At 33.8% G+C, this 18,663-nt stretch carries 18 protein-coding genes and 1 other RNA gene; 11 read left to right on the forward strand and 8 right to left on the reverse strand.

Going from position 1 to position 18,663, the window contains the following annotated elements; genetic code table 11:
• Positions 1-38: 38 nt before the first annotated feature.
• Positions 39-923: a hypothetical protein gene (locus H593_RS0116790; protein ID WP_051229803.1), complete on the reverse strand. Its 885-nt coding sequence runs from the start codon at positions 921-923 to the stop codon at positions 39-41.
• A 43-nt stretch (positions 924-966) separates the two neighbouring features.
• Here H593_RS0116790 and H593_RS0116795 point away from each other — a divergent pair, with 43 nt between their 5' ends.
• The 3 genes from H593_RS0116795 to H593_RS0116805 all read left to right on the forward strand — a co-directional run bounded on the left by H593_RS0116795 (position 967) and on the right by H593_RS0116805 (position 3,507).
• Positions 967-1,314, forward strand: a complete 348-nt coding sequence (locus H593_RS0116795) for a TM2 domain-containing protein (RefSeq protein WP_028873481.1) — start codon at positions 967-969, stop codon at positions 1,312-1,314.
• Between the two features lie 52 nt (positions 1,315-1,366).
• The gene (xerA, locus tag H593_RS0116800; RefSeq protein ID WP_028873482.1) at positions 1,367-2,275 is read left to right on the forward strand and encodes a site-specific tyrosine recombinase/integron integrase; all 909 of its coding nucleotides are present in this window, start codon (positions 1,367-1,369) and stop codon (positions 2,273-2,275) included.
• 68 nt (positions 2,276-2,343) lie between these two features.
• Positions 2,344-3,507, forward strand: a complete 1,164-nt coding sequence (locus H593_RS0116805; RefSeq protein WP_028873483.1) for a sensor histidine kinase — start codon at positions 2,344-2,346, stop codon at positions 3,505-3,507.
• Positions 3,508-3,548: 41 nt separating this feature from the next.
• On the opposite strand, the gene rny is transcribed toward H593_RS0116805, so the two are convergent.
• The 4 genes from rny to H593_RS0116820 all read right to left on the reverse strand — a co-directional run bounded on the left by rny (position 3,549) and on the right by H593_RS0116820 (position 6,019).
• On the reverse strand, positions 3,549-5,126 hold the full coding sequence (gene rny / locus H593_RS0116810; protein WP_028873484.1) for a ribonuclease Y: 1,578 nt from the start codon (positions 5,124-5,126) through the stop codon (positions 3,549-3,551).
• A gap of 114 nt (positions 5,127-5,240) precedes the next feature.
• Positions 5,241-5,369, reverse strand: a non-coding RNA gene (ssrS, locus tag H593_RS20635) — 6S RNA.
• 56 nt (positions 5,370-5,425) lie between these two features.
• Positions 5,426-5,719 carry a cell division protein ZapA gene (locus H593_RS0116815; RefSeq protein WP_028873485.1) on the reverse strand — a complete coding sequence of 98 codons (294 nt, stop codon included), beginning with the start codon at positions 5,717-5,719 and terminating at the stop codon, positions 5,426-5,428.
• Positions 5,720-5,728: 9 nt separating this feature from the next.
• Positions 5,729-6,019 carry a hypothetical protein gene (locus H593_RS0116820; RefSeq protein WP_028873486.1) on the reverse strand — a complete coding sequence of 97 codons (291 nt, stop codon included), beginning with the start codon at positions 6,017-6,019 and terminating at the stop codon, positions 5,729-5,731.
• 194 nt (positions 6,020-6,213) lie between these two features.
• Here H593_RS0116820 and H593_RS0116830 point away from each other — a divergent pair, with 194 nt between their 5' ends.
• Genes H593_RS0116830 through H593_RS0116840 form a run of 3 tightly spaced genes read left to right on the forward strand, consistent with a single transcriptional unit; the run spans position 6,214 to position 11,046 of the window.
• Entirely contained in the window at positions 6,214-7,899 is a 1,686-nt protein-coding gene (locus tag H593_RS0116830) for a M23 family metallopeptidase (protein WP_028873487.1), read from the forward strand.
• Between the two features lie 12 nt (positions 7,900-7,911).
• Complete coding sequence (locus H593_RS0116835; protein ID WP_051229804.1) at positions 7,912-10,389, forward strand: carboxypeptidase-like regulatory domain-containing protein; 2,478 nt, start codon at positions 7,912-7,914, stop codon at positions 10,387-10,389.
• 9 nt (positions 10,390-10,398) lie between these two features.
• On the forward strand, positions 10,399-11,046 hold the full coding sequence (locus H593_RS0116840) for a hypothetical protein (RefSeq protein WP_028873489.1): 648 nt from the start codon (positions 10,399-10,401) through the stop codon (positions 11,044-11,046).
• A gap of 6 nt (positions 11,047-11,052) precedes the next feature.
• Here H593_RS0116840 and H593_RS0116845 read toward each other — a convergent pair whose 3' ends face one another.
• The gene (locus H593_RS0116845; RefSeq protein ID WP_028873490.1) at positions 11,053-12,198 is read right to left on the reverse strand and encodes a cysteine desulfurase family protein; all 1,146 of its coding nucleotides are present in this window, start codon (positions 12,196-12,198) and stop codon (positions 11,053-11,055) included.
• Positions 12,199-12,332: 134 nt separating this feature from the next.
• Between H593_RS0116845 and H593_RS0116850 the strand changes: the two genes are divergently transcribed.
• Positions 12,333-13,229 (forward strand): hypothetical protein, encoded by an 897-nt coding sequence (locus tag H593_RS0116850; RefSeq protein ID WP_028873491.1) that lies wholly within the window; start codon positions 12,333-12,335, stop codon positions 13,227-13,229.
• On the opposite strand, the gene H593_RS0116855 is transcribed toward H593_RS0116850, so the two are convergent.
• Together H593_RS0116855 and H593_RS0116860 are read right to left on the reverse strand one after the other, a co-directional pair.
• On the reverse strand, positions 13,226-13,777 hold the full coding sequence (locus tag H593_RS0116855; RefSeq protein ID WP_028873492.1) for a Smr/MutS family protein: 552 nt from the start codon (positions 13,775-13,777) through the stop codon (positions 13,226-13,228). The two genes, H593_RS0116850 and H593_RS0116855, sit on opposite strands and share 4 nt — an antisense overlap.
• Positions 13,777-13,968: a hypothetical protein gene (locus tag H593_RS0116860; RefSeq protein WP_051229805.1), complete on the reverse strand. Its 192-nt coding sequence runs from the start codon at positions 13,966-13,968 to the stop codon at positions 13,777-13,779. Before H593_RS0116860 ends, H593_RS0116855 begins: the two co-directional genes overlap by 1 nt.
• A gap of 108 nt (positions 13,969-14,076) precedes the next feature.
• On the opposite strand from H593_RS0116860, the gene H593_RS0116865 reads away from it, so the two are divergent.
• The 4 genes from H593_RS0116865 (at position 14,077) to H593_RS0116885 (ending at position 18,626) form a co-directional block, all read left to right on the forward strand.
• The gene (locus H593_RS0116865; protein ID WP_028873494.1) at positions 14,077-15,867 is read left to right on the forward strand and encodes a hypothetical protein; all 1,791 of its coding nucleotides are present in this window, start codon (positions 14,077-14,079) and stop codon (positions 15,865-15,867) included.
• A gap of 243 nt (positions 15,868-16,110) precedes the next feature.
• Entirely contained in the window at positions 16,111-17,934 is a 1,824-nt protein-coding gene (locus H593_RS0116875; RefSeq protein WP_028873495.1) for a T9SS type A sorting domain-containing protein, read from the forward strand.
• 49 nt (positions 17,935-17,983) lie between these two features.
• On the forward strand, positions 17,984-18,271 hold the full coding sequence (locus tag H593_RS0116880; protein WP_028873496.1) for a DUF2752 domain-containing protein: 288 nt from the start codon (positions 17,984-17,986) through the stop codon (positions 18,269-18,271).
• A 10-nt stretch (positions 18,272-18,281) separates the two neighbouring features.
• A complete protein-coding gene (locus H593_RS0116885; protein ID WP_028873497.1) occupies positions 18,282-18,626 on the forward strand; it encodes a CCC motif membrane protein in 345 nt (114 codons plus the stop codon).
• Positions 18,627-18,663: the final 37 nt, after the last annotated feature.

The following is an 18,663-nucleotide window of genomic DNA, read 5'->3' on the forward strand; positions in this document are numbered from 1 at the left end:
TAAACTTATGATTTGTCGTATTTTAAAAACATAAGTTATTATTTTCTTTTTTGAAGTACGTGTATTTGAGTAGATTGATTTTTTTCAAGATTAGTCATGGCCCTTATTTTATTAACTCCATCATGAATTTCTATGACTGCTGTATTTGTTGACATCGTGCCAACACCATCTGCTATAACCTCTATAATAGTCTTTTTTGATGTTAGAGGCACTTCTACAGTTTTAACCTCCTTAGAAATAGTATGTCGTCTTAATATAAAATCTCCATTAACTTTTATTGAAATCATATCTCCATCCTCTTGTCCACCATCATAAATGAGAAGTGACACTGTTTCATTCTTTGAAAACACACTAGTAACTTGAGATTTTTTCAGAATATTCATATTGAGCTTCTCTAAAAGCTTTAAATCTGTAGCCTTTTGTTTTATACTATCAGCCACTTTATCAGATTTATTTATTTTTTTTGACATCTTTTCCATGCGTTTTTCAACATTCTCAGCAGCGTTAAGAAACAACTCTCCGCTAATACATTCTTCACCATCAGAAAATTCACCTTTAAAATCACCTTTAAAATATTTGGTTTTACCTGGTTTAAAATATGTGGGCTCAAAATGTACAAAGCAAAAATCGTCATGAATCACATCAGACTTCGTATACACAATATCATATTCGTTAAAAGAAATTTCTCTTGTAGACGGATTATAAATTCCTTTCAATTTTGATTTAGTTTCATGATCGCCTCCAAAATCTGTTATTGAATAACCTTCAACTTGGTCATAGTTGATATTAAATTTAACTTTATAGGTAATAATAGCCGAGTCATTAAGTTTTATAGCTCCAATATACTCACTAGACTCTTGTGCAGACGTTAGCTGTAAGCCTAGTATTAAAATAAAGAGGATTCTTACACTACCTTTTATCATATTTTTTTCTTATTATTGTTGAACAAACTTAAACCAATATTATATGAAATTTAAATTTTTACTTTCGTTTTTGTTCTTTTTTGCTGCGATTTCTCTTAGTTACGCATCATTTCCAGTTAAAAGAGCTGCAGTTGTAACGACTACAACTATCTCAACAACAGATAACGTATCTGTTGATTCATCATCAGTTGAATTCTATTCTCCAGCTGCAAAAGCTAGTGATGATAAATGGATTGCTGTTGCATTGTGGGCTTTTTTATGGCCATTCGCAGCACATAGATGGTACTTAGGATGGTCTATAGGATGGAACATCTTATTTATTATAACCTTTGGAGGTCTAGGGATCTGGGCAATCGTCGATCTTATAAATATATTGACAGACAATTATTAATATTAAAAGTATTATATTAAAATCACCCACAACTGGGTGATTTTTTTTTATTATGAAATGGCAAAATGCACTAAACGACTATAAGTATTACCTCAAAATAGAAAGAGGACTATCTCATAACTCTATTGTAAATTATGAGTTAGATGTAGAAAAGCTTATGCACTATATTGATGCTCATCAAATTACAATCTCTCCTGTCACTATTGACTATGCGCAAGTACAAGCTTTCATTTACGAGGTATCAAAACAAATTAACCCACGGTCCCAATCACGTTTAATATCTGGTTTACGCAGTTTTTTTAATTATTTAGTTTTTGAAGATTACCGTAAAACAAATCCGTTAGACCAAATAGAATCTCCAAAAACTGGAAGAAAATTACCTGACACCTTATCTATTAAAGATATTGATGAGCTTATAGAGGCTATTGATTTAACAAAAGAATACAATGGTGTTAGAATTGGAGAACGAAATAGAGCCATCTTAGAAACATTATACAGTTGTGGACTTCGTGTTAGTGAATTGACAAATTTAAAGGTTTCTGATCTCTTTTTTGATGAAGGCTTCATAAAAGTAACTGGTAAAGGCGACAAACAGCGCTTTGTTCCCATTGGTCCAAATACTCAGAAATATATTCTTATTTGGAAAGATATCAGAGCTTATATTGATATTCTCCCAGATTATAGAGACACCCTTTTTCTTAATAATAGAGGCAAACAATTGACAAGAGCAATGATTTTTACAATCATAAAAAATCTTGCTAAAGCTATTAACTTAAATAAAGTTATTTCTCCACACACATTTAGACATTCTTTTGCTAGTCATCTTTTAGAAAATGGTGCCGACTTAAGAGCCATTCAGCTCATGCTTGGTCACGAAAGTATTACAACAACAGAAATTTATATGCACATTGATAAGTCGCATTTAAAAGAAGTTCTTCTTAAGCATCATCCGAGAAAATAAGTGATATCTTTAACAGTTATAAGGTGACACTCTTCGAAAAGTGATGTCTCCATAAAAAGCGCTATTAAATGTTCTTGAGAAGAAAAAACCCCAGTAATCAAAATAATATTGAACAAAAAGAAACGCTTAATGATAGGCGGTGGCAAATAGCGTTAGAAAATACTAATGTTGGCCTTTGGGATTACGATATCATTAAAGATGAAGTTTTTTATTCTAAACAGTCCAAAAAAATTCTAGGCTTTGAGGAGCGTGAATTGACAAAATCTCCAACCGAATGGGATCGCAGAGTACATCCAGAAGATTCTGAAACTTATTTTAAAGATTTCAAAGCACATATCAACGGATCATTAGATGTGTATAGAAATGAGCATCGCGTTTTATGTCAAGATGGCAACTATAAATGGATTTTTGATAAAGGTAAAATAGTTGAGCGAAATGCAAAAGGAAAACCAACGCGTATCATTGGTACACATACCGATATTACTTACAGAAAAAAGAAAGAAGTACAGGCTGAGCTTTATCTTGAGCTCATCACAAGTCAAAACGAAAGATTACATAATTTCACTCACATCGTGTCTCATAACTTGAAGACTCACATTGGTAATTTTAAAAATATTCTTGAATTTCTTGATGAAACTAATTCCGAAGAAGAAAAAGAAGAGCTACTGCATCATTTAAAAACGATTTCTGGCGCACTTACAACAACAATTGTGGATTTGGATGACATCATCAGTATAAAAACTAAATCAAACGCCAAAGAGCTCAATGAAAGCGTTAATGTTTTTGATTGTGCAGAAAAGGTCATTAATAGTCTAGAAATGGACATCGCTCATAGCGAAATTGCTATTTATAATTCTATAATCAAAGATGATTTTATAAATGTAAATAGATCCTATTTGGAAAGTATTCTTTATAATTTGATTTCAAATGGAATTAAATACAAATCTAACAATCGCAATTCTAAAATCACTTTACAGTCTGTTCATTCTGAAAATGAACTTAAAATTCTAATTGAAGATAATGGAATAGGCATTGATACCCATAAATACAAAAGCCAACTTTTTGAAATATATCAAACGTTTCATAGTACAAAAAGAGATGATTCTAGAGGTGTAGGCTTATACATCACTAAAACACAAATGGAAGCTCTAGGCGGAACAATTGGTGTAGAAAGCACATTGGATGAAGGCTCTACTTTTATGCTCACCTTTAAAAAACAAAAAACACTCTAGTTAGAGTGCTTTTATACTTATAATATTATTTACGTCGGAAATTATTTGGCAATATTCACCGCTCTTGTTTCTCTTATTACGGTAACTTTTACTTGCCCAGGATATGTCATATCTGTTTGGATCTTTTGCGAAATCTCAAACGATAAATTAGCCGCTTGCTCATCAGTCACTTTTTCACTTTCAACCATAACACGCAATTCACGTCCTGCTTGGATAGCATAAGCTTTATTTACACCGCTAAACCCAAAGGCAACTTCTTCAAGATCTTTAAGACGTTGGATATACGAGTCTAATACTTGTCGTCTTGCTCCTGGCCTAGCTCCTGAAATAGCATCACAAACTTGAACAATTGGAGCTAACAATGTTGTCATTTCAATTTCATCGTGGTGAGCTCCAATAGCATTACAAACTTCTGGCTTTTCACCATGTTTTTCTGCCCATTGCATCCCAAGGATTGCGTGAGGCGTTTCCATATCTGCTTCAGATGATGGTACTTTTCCTATATCATGTAATAAACCTGCTCGTTTTGCTAATTTAGGATTTAATCCTAATTCTGCTGCCATAACTCCGCACAGTTTAGCAACTTCACGCGAGTGTTGTAGTAAATTTTGCCCGTAAGACGAACGATATTTCATACGTCCAATCATTTTAATCAATTCAGGGTGTAGACCGTGAATTCCTAAATCAATTACTGTTCGCTTACCAACCTCTGCAATTTCTTGCTCAATTTGTTTTTGCGTTTTCTGAACGATTTCTTCAATACGTGCAGGATGTATTCTTCCGTCTGTAACTAACTTGTGTAAAGATAAACGCGCAATTTCGCGTCTTACAGAATCAAAACAAGACAATATAATTGCTTCTGGTGTATCATCAACTATAATCTCAACTCCTGTTGCCGCTTCAATAGCACGAATATTACGACCTTCACGTCCAATAATTCGTCCTTTTACATCATCAGATTCAATATTAAAAACAGATACACAATTATCAATTGCTTCTTCTGTTCCTATACGTTGTATCGTGTTAATTATGATTTTCTTGGCATCTTGTTGAGCCGTTAATTTAGCCTCTTCCATAGTATGTTGGATATAGCTCATTGCATCTGTTTTCGCCTCACCCTTTAAAGACTCTACCAATTGTGATTTTGCATCTTCTGCAGATAATCCAGAAATAACTTCTAACTGTCTAATTTGGCTCTTATGAGCTTTCTCAACTTCTTCTTTTTTCTTTTCTAAAAATTCTAAACGAAAATTATAATCCTTTAATTTATCATCTAGAGATTGATTAGATTTCTTACTCTGAGCTAATTCACTAGACACTTGAGATTCTTTATCTCTCGTTCTTTTTTCGGCTTCTGCAATTTTCTTATCGCGAGATAAAATAACTTTCTCATGCTCAGTTTTCAGTTCTAAAAATTTCTCTTTCGCCTGAAGCATCTTATCTTTTTTTATAATCTCGCCATCGTTTTTCGCTTGTTTTAAAATTGACTCAGCTTCTTTTTGAGCATCATTTATAAGTTTTGATGCATTGCTTTTCTCTAATGATTTAGCAATCACATATCCTATTACTAGGCCGAGTACCACTCCTCCAACAATCATTAAAATTGTATTCGTATCCATGTTTAGTTAGTTTTAAAATTTTTGATATTTTCAAAAGTTCCCAATATCCAATTGGGATATACAATCCTAAGATTGTAGCACAAAAAAAAGCCTACACTAGTTCTGGTTTTGTATAAACTCCTTAAAAACAAGTTTAGGGCTAACAAGCTGATCAAAAATCTGCTTTGAAATCGAATAAATTCAACTCCTGGCAGCCCGATTTTACAACTTAAACTCACCCTTTTTAAAGAATTAACGTTGAGTTTATCAAAAAATATCACTAATGTAGGCAGTAACCTATTATTTTATTTAAAAGAACGCTAAGCACTTAAGTGTTTTTGAAGTAATTGATCTAAAGCGTTGAGCTTTTCTTCAACGTCTTCACTAACACTGGCCTTATCTATTGTTTTCTGTTCTACTTGAGACGCAAACTGCAAAGCACACATTGCTAAAACATCTTGCTTATCTCTCACAGAATAGTTTTGCTCAAATTGACTTATCATGGCTTCTATCTTTTTAGCTGCTTTTCGTAAACCTTCCTCTTGGCCAGGTGTTATGGTTAAAGGATATACTCTGTTTGCTATTGATAGTTTTATTTTAAGCTGTTCTGCCATTAACGTTTATTATTCAGATAGTTGAGAAATACAATGATCAATGTCTCTAATTAATGTATTTATTTTGAGCTTTGTTTCTCTATTATTTTCGTCACTGCCAAGTAATGAATTTGCCATTTTGAGAGCTTCATGTTTTTCAACCCAAGAACTTAATTCTTCTTGTTGTTGAATACTTTTTTGTTGTTGTAATGCTAACTCCTGAGAAATATTTGCATTTGTTTGCTTTAAAACTTCAAGTTTATGCAAAACCTTGCTAATTTTATTCTCTAAAGAATCGACAACATCTTCGATTTTACTCATTTACAAATTTCAATACTAATGTAACAAAGTTAACATACTACGTGAATAATCGCAATTGTTTTATGATAAATTTTGAAATTTAATTCACTTAAATTAGTTATAATGCTGTATAATTGGAATCTAAGTGATTTGTCACAATATCCTTTTGAGGATTATTTTGAAATTGATACTTTAGCACGCAACGAAATATATTTATGAAATACACCATACTCCTACTATTCTGGTTTAATATAGGATTTTCACAATCCCCTTACCCTCAAGACTATTTTAGGAGTCCTTTAGATGTTACTTTAGTGCTTTCTGGTACTTTTGCCGAACTTAGATCAAATCATTTTCATTCTGGAATAGATATAAAAACACAACAACGCACAGGTTTAAATGTCTATGGAGTAGCAGAAGGTTATGTGAGTAGAATAAAAGTATCACATTATGGCTATGGAAAAGCGCTATACATTACCCATCCAAACGGTTACGTTAGTGTGTACGCACATTTGAGTAAATTTTCACCTCGCATCCAAAAATATATCAAAGAATGTCAATACGACAAAGAAAGTTATGAAGTAGAAGTTTTTCCTTCGCCTGATGAATTGTTAATCACTGCAGATGAAATTGTTGCTTTTTCTGGAAATAGCGGAAGTTCTGGAGGACCACATCTACACTTTGAAATACGAGATAATGAAGAGCGTCCTATAAATCCAATGCTCTTTGGAATGGATATAAAAGATACTAAGCCTCCTGTTTTATCAGCAGTTTATGCGTACCCTAGAGACAGAAATGCACACATTAATAATATTAAAAAAAGAAAAGAGCTGCGTCTCATTCCAAATGAAAAAGGGGATTATACGACAGAGCCAATTGAAGCCTGTGGCGATATTGGTTTTGGAGTTGTGACTTATGATCAACAAGATTTAGCATATAATAAAAACGGCCTGAGTAATATCCAAGGTTTTTACAATGGTAACAAAACCTTTGAAATGGATTTTAAACGCTTTAGTTTTGCTGAATCTAAACATATTAATCGGTTTATAGATTACGAAGTGTACAAAGAGGAAAACTCAAGAATCCAGAAATTATTTGTGCAATCTGGTAATACGTTGAGCATGCTCAAAGACGTAAATGCTAGTGGTTATATCACAGTAGAAGACAGCACAAACACAGTTTACAAAGTAAGACTAAGAGACTTTCGTGGTAATGAATCTTGGTTATCTATTCCTGTAAAAGGACAACCAGCTAAAGAAATTCTTGAAGCCCCTGAGCTCAAACCTAACACCTATATAATAGCCAATCAGGTTAATGAATTAGAGCAGGGCAATGTCTCTGTTTATTTTCCAACGAATACATTCTATGATGACTTCCATATTAACTTCAGTGTTTTAAATGACACTCTAAAACTCCATAAAAATACGATTCCTTTAATGAAAAGCTACACCATCACATTTGATATTAAAAATTATAGTGTTGCTGACAAAGACCAATTATTTATTGCTAATTTATATGGTTATTACCAACGACCAGGCTATATAAGCACAAAACGATTAGGTGATTTACTATCCGCAAGAACTAAATCTCTTGGAACTTTTACTTTAGCGAGAGATACTGTTAACCCAACCATCAAACCTGTTAATTTTCAAGAGGGGAAGTGGTTAAGTAAATTGAACGAGTTGAAGGTTAAAATAGACGATGATTTATCTGGAATAAGTAATTACAGAGCAACCATAAATGGGAAATGGATTTTAATGGAGTACGATTACAAAAAAGATACATTGACTTATGATTTTGATGATCATATAAATACCGCAACCGAAAACAACCTTAAAATAATTGTCACAGATAATGTAGGAAATAGTACTACATTTGAATCTATCTTTTTTAGAAAATAAAAATACAACCTTTTGAAGCTACATATCTCACTACTCATTGCCTTTCTTGGCTTTTCTTTCTTCGGAATATCGCAAACTGCAACCATTAGAGGCGTCATACTTAACGATACTAAAACACCTATTTATGGCGTAAATATCAAAGCTGGTAGCGATGGAACTACAACTAATGAAAACGGATTCTTTATTCTAAAAATCCCAGTAGACAAAGACATCACCATCATTTTTACACATATTGGACATAAACGTGTTGAAGCAAAATTCAATTTGAAAAACGGACAAGAGATAGAATTCAACCCTGTGATGAGTATTAATATTGAGCAAATCGCAACTGTTGTTATAAATACAAATACACGACAAAAAGTAGATGGTGTTGTTACGATTTCACCCGAAGTTATTAGAACCGTTAAAGGCGCAAATCCTGGTATTGAGAATTTATTAAAGACACTTCCTGGTGTTAATATCTCTAATGAGTTAAGTACACAGTACTCTGTTCGTGGGGGGAATTTTGATGAAAACCTGGTATATGTGAACGAAATTGAGATTTATAGACCGTTTTTAATTCGTTCTGGACAGCAAGAAGGTTTGAGTTTTGTAAATACAGATTTAGTACAAAATGTAGATTTCTCAGCTGGTGGGTTTCAAGCCAAATATGGAGATAAACTCTCTTCTGTTTTGGATATCACATATCGCAACCCTACAGGATTTGGGATTCGTGCAGATGCCAGTTTACTTGGTGGTAGCATTGCTGCCGAAGCTGTGAGTAAAGATTCTAAATTCTCAGGGATTATAGGATTGCGTTATAGAGATAATAGCTTACTGATTAATTCTCTGGAAACCGAAACTAATGTGCGACCTATTTTTGCAGATGTTCAAACGTATTTAACGTATAAGTTTAGTGATAAGTTTCATCTTAATTTCCTCGGAAATATCTCACTCAACAAATACACCTTTACACCCAAGAATCGTCAGACTAATTTTGGAACTCTCGACGCACCTGTTGCTCTTTTGGTCAACTATGACGGACAAGAGCAAGATCAATACCTCACTAATTTTGGTGCCTTTAAAGCGAATTATTTTGCAACAGATGACTTGACGCTTAAATTAATTGCGTCTGCGTACCATACTACTGAAGAAGAATATTTTGACATTTTAGCGCGCTATAGACTAGGAGAAGTAAATAGTAATATTGGTGATGAGAATTTGGGTGACGTAGAATTTTCAGAAGGTATCGGCTCACAACTTACACATGCTCGTAATGATTTGGATGCGCTAATTTTTAATATAGAGCATAAAGGAGATTACACCATTGATGACGAAACGACATTAGAGTGGTCTGTAAAATATACGCATGAAGATATACGAGATCGCCAAGTAGAATGGGAAGTAATTGATAGTGCCGGATTTTCTGTTAGACCTCCTATTTTTGATATTTCAAATAACCAACCCTATGAACCTTTTGAAGGTCCGTTAGTGGCTTTTCAAAATGTAAGAGCTACCAATGCCGTGAAAATTGATAGATTACAGGCCTATACGCAATGGAGCAAACGTACCATGCTTGGCAATAACGAAGTGTTTTACAATGCTGGTGTGAGAATTCATAACTGGACTGTAAATAGTGCTATCCCTAATCAAAATGGTGCCTCCTCGTCTACGCAAACAGTTTTTAGTCCTAGAGCACAATTTGCTATAAAACCAGATTGGGAGAAGGACATGTTATTTAGAGTTGCAGGTGGTGTGTATTACCAACCTCCTTTTTATCGGGAATTACGTGATTCTTCAGGAACTGTTCAACCAGACGTAAAAGCGCAAAAATCGTTTCATTTAGTCGTTGGTAACGAATATAGTTTCAAAATATGGGATCGTCCATTTAAGCTTGTTTCCGAAGCATACTATAAAAACATAACAGATGTAAATCCATATACATTAGAAAATGTGAGGATTCGATACAGAGCAAAAAATAACGCGACTGCCTACGCTTATGGACTGGATTTAAGACTCAATGGAGAATTTGTTCCTGGTACTGAAAGCTGGTTTAGTTTTGGATATTTAAAAACCGAAGAAAACATTGAGGATCGCGGGTTTATTGCAAGACCAACAGATCAACGTTTAAAATTCGGAATCCTATTTCAAGATTATGTGCCTAATATCCCAGAACTTAAAATGTATTTAAACTTGGTTTATAATACTGGAGTTCCTGGTGGCTCGCCTAGTTATGCAGACCCTTATGATTTCCAAACACGACTGCGAGATTATAGACGTGCCGATTTAGGAATCTCATATGTACTCGTTGACCAGAACAAAATGTACACCTCTAAGTGGAAACAAAAGTTCAAAGAATTATCTTTAGGAATAGAGATTTTCAATATGTTTGACGCACAAAATACAATTACCAATACTTGGGTACGTGATGTGTATAGTAAACGTCAATTTGCGATTCCTAATTTTCTAACACCCCGTGTTTTTAATGTGAGGTTGAGCGCACGATTATAGATAAAAATAGTGTTAGTTTATCTTTTTCTATCTGTATGCTTTTATGGTTTTAGCCAAAAGAGTCCTAAACCTGTATATTATTACGATGGCAATGGAGATCAAATAGCAAAGGAAGAGTATTTGAATAAATCTTCAAGATATAAGAGTCTTGACGACCGTTATATTGCACTAGCCTTTGAAAAAGACACTTGTTTCATAGCACTTTTAAAAAAGCGAAAGACTATTGGAAAACTAAGTGCTTTACAAATGAAAAATATGTTTTCTCATCTCAACGTAGACAATAGCAGCTCTCGACCAAAATTTAGTATTATTCAATATCATCCTGGACGTGATGACTGTAATAATGGTAATTACAAGTCTATTGGCATTGCATACAACATCTACCATAGAGGCTATTTAAAAGAACTAAAAACATTCTTTAATCACAATATGTATTGGATTCATAAAAAGGACGAAACTATTAAATTTCATAGAGTGAAATATATCAACTGGCGACTAGACAAAAATCAATGTATAGAAAAATTATTTTTTGAGTATCATTATGGATGTAACAGTTTTGTGATTGTAAACAACCTCAATGGTAATTACATTTCAATTTTAGGCGAGTCTAGCGGAAAAACAGTCATTGAAATGGCAAAAGAAATAAATGATTTATAAGACTTATTACTTTTCCACAAACTCCTTAAAAACCTCAATCACATAATCAACCTCTTCTTTAGTATTAAAACTACTAAACGAAAAACGTACCGATGGTCTTTTTAAATGGATTTCATCTAAAATTTCGCTGAGCACATGTGAACTTTGAGAACTCCCGCTTTGACAAGCACTACCTTTAGAACAGGCTATTCCTTTTAAATCGAGTTGAAATTGAAGCATTCCCGCTTTCTCTGCAGCAATTGGCAAGCAAACATTAACTAAGGTATAAGTGCTTTTTTCTAAATCACCAGATTGTCCATTAAACTTAACATCAGGAAATATAGATTGTAATTGTTCCATAAAATAAGACTTGATGGTTTTAATGTGGCTTCTTTCAATATCTAAATTACTGTATGAGATTGCTAATGCTTCGTCCATACCAACAATATTATGAATAGACTCAGTTCCTGCTCGCAAGCCTCGCTCCTGCTCTCCTCCAAAGATTGAAGCTCTCAATCCGCTATTTTTCCGAAGAAAAGCAAATCCTACACCTTTTGGTCCATGAAATTTATGTGCACTAGCTGCTAAATAATCAATAGGTATTTCTTGTAAATCTAATTTGTAGTGGCCCACAGATTGAACGGTATCACTATGAAAAAGGGCGTTATTTGCTTTACATAATTCGGCCACTTTTTTAAGGTCTAAAATGTTACCAATCTCGTTGTTAACGTGCATCAAAGTTACGAGCTGTTTTGTATCCTTTTGTAATAGTGTTTCTAATTGTAACAAATCAACATCACCATAATCATCTAAATCTAAATACGTCACATCGATATCATACTCTTTTTTGAGTTGATCTATGGCATGTAGAATGGCGTGATGTTCAATTTTTGAAGTAATTATTTCTGTGACTTCTAAATCTCTTACGGCGCTCCTAAGCACTAGGTTATCTGCTTCTGTACCTCCAGAGGTAAAGACTATTTCTGCAGCAGAGACATTAAAATACGACGCAATACGTTTTCTAGATAATTCTATTAAAGATTTAGATTGCCTACCATAACTATGTGTTGATGAAGGATTACCAAAATTTAATTTCATCACATCACTCATTTTATCAATGACGTGATCACGAATGGATGTCGTAGCAGCATTATCAAAATAAACTGTTTTCATAGGCGATATAAACTTACTGCAAAGATGCAACATTATAGACGTTTTAAAAACTATCAAATAGACCTTTCAAAATTATTTGTTAATCCCGACCTTTAAACTCATAAATCTTCTATTTTTGCTTTAAAAATACTGTAATGCGTAATTTATTATATATCTGTTTTATAGGACTAATCTCTTTGTCGTGTGATGATGGTGATATTTTTGAGGTAAGTTTAGAGTTTGATGATGTTGCCTTAGAAACTTGCGGTAACTTAGTTTTTTTTAAAGAAAAAGACAGTCCTCCAGAAACTTTATCAATTCAAATTAGCAATAGAACTTTTGAGCAAATGTTAGCGGTAGATGTTAACAATCTATTCTCAGAGACCTATATGTTTAGCGCAAGTACAAACTCCTTTAATTATAGAACCTATTCTAGTATACCCGACAATGTGTTTTGTAATGACGTTCCTCCCGCTAATTTAAATATAACAAGTGATGCTGAAAGTACTTCAGGTCAAGCTGACTTAACAACTATTTTAATTGAAGATGATAATGACGGAATTCCTGCAGAATTTGAAGACCTTAATGGAAATGGTAATTTAGACGATGATGATACCGATTTAGATGGAATACCTAATTATCTTGATGTAGACGATGATGGTGACAATGTTTACACCGCTTTAGAAGAGGTCAATTATACAGCTATAGATGGTTTTGCTAACGCGTTAGACACAGACAATGATGGCGTGCCAAATTACTTAGACAATGACGATGATGGTGACACAGTACTAACCAGAGATGAAGAAAATTTTACTCAAGATAACAATCCACAAAATGATGTTTTAGAGCCTAATGTTGGTGCAGATTATTTAAATTTTAACGTAAATACTAGCGTACCTGCCTCAGAGTATAAAGAGCATGTAATCCAGCAAGAGTTTACAATTACAATAGACATACAAAATATCCAACTGCCAAATTTAACTCAACAAGCTTTTAGTTTTGGAGAATTGACTGCATCAAGCACAAGACCAGGTGAACCTATATTCAATTAAGAATTTACATTTTGATAAATATAAACCTCAGTCGCACCTAAACCATATTTTTGATAGTCTGCAGCGTAGTATTTTACATTATCATAACGTCCAAATAGGTAATCTAATTCAGATTTTAGAACTCCTTCGCCCACACCATGTATGAATACCACTTTTTGAATGCGTTTTTGAATAGCAAACTCCAATTTATGTCGTGCTGTATCTAATTGCAGATTTAACATATCATAATTACTCATATGTTTATTGGAGGTCGTAATTTGATGGATATGCAAATCGACTTCCATTGCAGGAAGCGCTCTATCTTTTGGTTTTACTTTGATCGATTTGCGTTTGTGCGAGGTTTCTTTCTCGTTAATGACAGTATTGACGTCAATATCTGCAAATAATTGTGAAGACAAGGGCTTGGTTTTTATAACTTCGGAAGACAAGAACTCCATATCAAAACCATCATCGGTTTCAATAGTAATTGTCTGTCCCGAAATTTTCAAAATCACACCGTTAATAGCTTCATCTAAAACGGAAACGGAGTCACCAACTTTCAAATTCATTATATATTATTTTGAGGTTCGTCGTCTTGATCGTTCTTACTAGGAATATTTCTAGAGATATTATACACCCCTAGCATTAGAATTACTATTCCAGAAATTAGGATTAATTGGTTTTGCTCAGCTTTTGCTTGAGCATAAATAGCGACTAGTCCACCAATTGCGATTAAAAAATAACTGATTTTTTTAGACATAAATGAATGTTAACATGATCAAATTACGATACATCGAATTTACTTATAAAATTCAATAATCTAAAGCATCTTTATAGTTAGTTTTATTTTAATAATTAACCTAAGAATATGACAATCAACCTTAAAAGACTTATTGTAATACTTGTAATAGTAAATTTCAGCTTAGTAAATGCACAAGTAGGTATTGGGACAACGACTCCAGCTACAGGAGCTCTTTTAGACTTAGACGATCCAACCAGAGGATTATTAGTTCCTCGTGTTACAATAGCAGATTTAACAACTGATAATCCGGTAACAGGCGCCACTATTGGCTTGTTAGTCTGGAATACTAGTGGAGTAACAGGTGTAGGTTTTCATTATTGGGATGGAAATGATTGGATTCCTATTTTAGGTGGAACGCCCTCTAAAGATTGGGCATTAACCGGTAATACAATAACAGGTTCAGAGTTTTTAGGAACAACAAGTGCACAAGATTTAAATATAAGAACAGATAACGTAGAAAGAATGAAAGTGTTCTCCACAGGACAAGTATCTGTGAATTTACCCGTTCTATATTCTCCCGATGATACATTTTCATCTTCAGGTTTCAATGCTATAAGTGGATATTCCACTGCTGCTGGTGGTACTGGCGTTTTTGGGGATTCCACTGGTGCTTTTGGTGTTGGCGTTTTTGGGAATTCCACTACTGCTGATGGTGCTGGCGTTATTGGGAGGTCCCCAAATGGTTTAGGTATTTTTGGCTTCAGTGATTCTGGAAATGGTGTTTTCGCATCTACAACTTCTGGAATTGGTGTTCAGGCATTTTCAAATTCTGGAATTGGTGTTAGGGCATTTTCAAATTCTGGAATGGGTGTTGTAGGTATTGCTTCGGCAATTACAGAAACGGGTGTTGCTGGAGTAAATGGTAATGTATTTGTAACCTTATTTGGCGGTTCTAGTATGGCTGCTTCTGGTCCTAATACTGGATTATTTGCTTACGCAGGTTTGGGAGCTAGAACTAATGCTAATCGAGGAAATGCTGCTGGAGTTTTTGTATTGGATACAGATTCGGACCCTACTACTAATGGGAATAATGGCACAAGAGCTGAAGCAGTACTAGCTGGTTTTGATAATGCTAGTCCAAATGGTCTTTTATCTGCTGACGACATGTACTTTGGCGGATACTTTTCTGGTGGAACTAGTACATTAACTCCCAGCTATGCGTATGCTGGTATAAAATATAACGCTAATAATATTGGAACAAATGGAACGAATTATAAAATAATTGGTAATGGTACAAACTCAACTATAATTAGAGATAGTAGTGATACGCCAAGAGTTCTTTTCTCACCTGAAGCTCCAGAAATTCTTTTTGAAGATTATGGTGTTGACAAATTAGTAAACGGTAAAGCAGAAATAAATATTGACCCTATTTTAAAAGATGCCATCTATGTTGATGAAAGCCATCCTTTAAAAGTATTTATTCAATTAGAAGGTGATTGTAATGGTGTATACGTAACAAACAAATCCGCAAATGGTTTTACGGTAAAGGAATTAAAAAACGGAAATTCTAATGTTGCTTTCTCTTGGCATATTGTTGCTAATAGAGCAGATGACAAGGATAGCTCAGGTAATATTACATCTAAACACGTTGGACTCAGATTCCCTGTTGGACCGGGACCACGAAAGGCAGCCGAAATGTCGTCTAAAAAAGATATTGATCTAAAAAACATTCTTGTAAACCAAGAAGCACTATCTAAAATAAAGACTAGAAATACTAAAAACTCAGAAGCACAAATAGAAGAAGATGATAAAACAGTAGAAGTCAAGAAAAGAGAAAACTTAAAAAAGACTCAAGCTAAACAATCTAGCAAGAAAAAACAGACTGCTAAAACCATCAAAACAGACAAGACTAAGTAAATGTTCTATTAATTATTGTTAAGTCAAAATTAAAATTTTTGTTTTTCGAAATTTGATAAACTATTTCAAAAGTCAACATGTTTTCAAAATCATTATGATTTTCATCGATAATAATCACCGTATAACTTGTTAACACTGTAGAAATGAGATAATCCTCTATCTTTACCAACGAAATAAAGACATAGTTTCCCCGAAGCTACATTTTATCAATCTTAACCACTAACTTATTAATATTGGAACAACATGATTAAACATATACTCTTTTTAGTTTGTCTTGCATCAAGTCTTAGCGGCTCTGCCCAGTTAACAGTAACCAATAGTTCCTATATTTTTGTAGACGGTAATGGGTTTACTGAAGCAGCTAATGTTGCTCCTTTATTTGTTACAGGAGCCATAAATCTTAACGAAGCAGATAGTAAAATCTATTTGCGTAACGAAGCACAGATAATTCAAGGCAATACCGCTTCAACTAATTCTGGTGTCGGTCAATTGAGTGTTCAACAAACTGGCAATACGAATCAATGGGCTTATAATTACTGGTGCTCTCCTGTAGGTAGTAATACGGCTACTTCAGGAAATGAGGTAAATAGAGTTGATTTGATTGATGAATCAACTGGTTTGACAACTAGCACCAATGCTCTTTTTACAAGCGGTTATGACGGCTCATCAACACCCTCTTTAACAATATCAGATCGCTGGTTATATTCTTATGTAACATCAGATGACTATTCTGAATGGATTAATTTAGATGAAACAAGTCCTATTCAACCTGGCTTAGGATTCACAATGAAAGGAAATCCTAGTGCTTCCCAGCTTTATGACTTTAGAGGAAAACCAAATAGCGGTACGATAAATAATAGTATAGCTGCTAACCAATTTACATTAATTGGTAATCCATACCCATCAGCAATAGACGCCTTGTTGTTTATTCATGATACAGATAATGCCAATGTAGATAATAATTCACCCAGCACAACTGGTGCTTTATATTATTGGGAACAGCAACCAACAGATCACTTTACTGAAAATTATATTGGAGGCTATGCTAGTTATACAATTTCATCTGGTGGTACACCAAGTTTTGTTCCTGCTCAATTTTTTGCTTATGATTCCTCTGGAAATGAAATCCCATTACCTCCACCAGGATCTACGGGGTCTAAAGTTGCAGGACGTTATATTCCAATTGGACAAGGATTTATGGTCGAAGGATCTCCTTCAACTCCAGCTAATTCTTTAGTTTATCTAAAAAACTCTCATCGTATATTTCACAAAGAGTCTAGTGGAGATAGTTCTTTCTTTAGAACATCCAATACCAATGTATCAAGTGAAGATTCGAGTTCAGAGGCCATACAATATGATGATAATGGATTAGCTATTTTACCAAACGATTTTAAACGCTTTAGGCTAAATGTCCTTTTTAATAATAATTTTAAAAGACAACTCTTACAAAATTTCCATAATACTGCCACAGATGGTTTTGATTATGGATTAGAGGCACCAAGCTCTTCTGATTCTGCAACAGATGCTTTCTGGACTCAAAATGACGAAGCTATGGTGATACAAGCACATAGTTTTGATATCGAAAAAAGAATACCTGTAATTATTAGAGCTGAAAACCAGCAATCTATTGATTTTAGCCTCTTTGATATCCAAAATTTTGACACCTCTCAACCCATCTATATCCACGATCTTGAAAACGATATTTATGTAGATTTAAGAGAACAAAACTACAGCATTAATCTACCAGCAGGAGATTATACCACCCGTTTTGAAATCACCTTCCAAAATGCTGAAACTTTAGATATTGCAGACATTACAGATGAAGATTTTATGGTCTTCCAGAATACTAAAAACTCAGAATTAACTGTTTTAAATCCAAATGGTTTAGATATTAAATCTGTGACTCTTTTTGATATAACAGGAAAAATAGTTATCAATGCACAAAATTTAGGGGCTCAAAATGATTACAGTTTTTCTACCCAATCACTAAGCGAAGGTGTCTATGTTGCTAATATAACAGTGGCTAGTAATCAATCTATTTCTAAGAAGGTTGTGATCAAAAACTAATCACAAATGATTTTTTTTACTACTTTTACAGCTCCTTATATGATTAAATATGATGTCTCCAGAAGACTATATGTTGCCTTGCTTAAATAAAAAACTCTTTGGGTTAGAGTGCATGGGCTGTGGTATGCAAAGGTCAATAGCATTACTCTTAAATGGTGACCTTATTGCTGCTTTTCAAATGTATCCTGCTATTTATAGCTTAATAGCCTTAGTTGGTGTTATCTTTTTAAATTACTTCAAAAATTTCAAGCATGCTTACAAAATAATTATTATTTTGGCTCTTATCAATGCCTCACTAATACTTGGCAATTTTATTTATAAAACCTTTATCAGCTAAAAACCAAAACATGGAACACAATCAAACTCAAGAACAATTAAAAAATTCAACACTAATTTTAGTATTAGGAATCTTATCAATAGTCACCTGTTGTTGCTATGGCGTAATAGGGATTGTACTAGGAATAATTACTATCGTACTCGCACAAAAAGCTACAGCGATTTATGCAGCTAACCCTGACATGTATACGGGATTTCAAAATGTGAAAATTGGAAAAATACTAGCTATCATCGGCTTAGTATTAAGTGTACTTTATCTACTAGCAACCATTTGGGCTGTTATGACTTTTGGATGGGAAGCAATGCAAGACCAAGAGTTAATGCAAGAAAAAATGCAAGAGATGATGGGTCAATAGTATCCTGATATTTTATAATAACAAAAAACCTCAATAT

The sequence above is a fragment of the Psychroserpens burtonensis DSM 12212 genome (genome assembly GCF_000425305.1).
Classification (GTDB): domain Bacteria; phylum Bacteroidota; class Bacteroidia; order Flavobacteriales; family Flavobacteriaceae; genus Psychroserpens; species Psychroserpens burtonensis.